The 677-nt window shown below is 52.3% G+C and carries 2 pseudogenes; both read left to right on the forward strand.

From position 1 onward, the window contains the following. A pseudogene (locus AAEZ05_RS27730) lies at positions 1–264 on the forward strand (zonular occludens toxin domain-containing protein); the annotation flags it as partial. Positions 265–276: 12 nt separating this feature from the next. Beyond that, a pseudogene (locus AAEZ05_RS27735) lies at positions 277–677 on the forward strand (zonular occludens toxin domain-containing protein); the annotation flags it as partial.

Here is a 677-nt window from a genome sequence, read left to right on the forward strand (position 1 = left end):
ATTCTTTGCGATGAAGTCCAGCGTTATTGCGGCACAGATCTCGGACGTGAAGCGCCTCAATGGGTTCAAGATTTCGCGATCCACCGGCATTCCGGCAAAGACTTGATTTTCATCACGCAGGCTCCCGGATTTCTTCACCCGTTTGCTCGAAAGCTAGTACAACCGCATGTCAATTATCACCGTCCCTATAACCTTGGGCGCTCGATGCGTTACACCTGGGAGTCTGTCCAAACGGACCCAGCTTCTAGAACGGCTCGAAATCTCGGCCAGAGTTCGATGGTCAAGACTGACAAAAAAGTTTTCGACCTGTACACATCGACAGTCTTGGACACGCACAAAGCACGGCCACCGCTGAAGACTATTGCCGTGCTCGGCGGTGCAATATTGCTGTGCCTGATCTGCTTTTACTTCGTCATCAAGTACGTGATGCATTACACAGGATCTGAGCCTGAAACACCGGTTGAAGCTGTGGCAACTACGGTCTCAAAGGAAGCTCCATCAGTCCCGGCGCCAAGGTCTTTCGGCATTCCATCAGGAGAAAATAAGCCGGTCTGGACCGAGGAAACTATCAAGCCGCGTATGGCTGGCAATCTGTATACAGCGCCGGTTTATGACCAGCTCACAGCACCAACCGATTTTCCTCGTGTGGCTGCTTGCATGAGTTCCGAATCCCGCGG

Source organism: Pseudomonas sp. HY13-MNA-CIBAN-0226, assembly GCF_040310305.1.
GTDB lineage: Bacteria > Pseudomonadota > Gammaproteobacteria > Pseudomonadales > Pseudomonadaceae > Aquipseudomonas > Aquipseudomonas gregormendelii.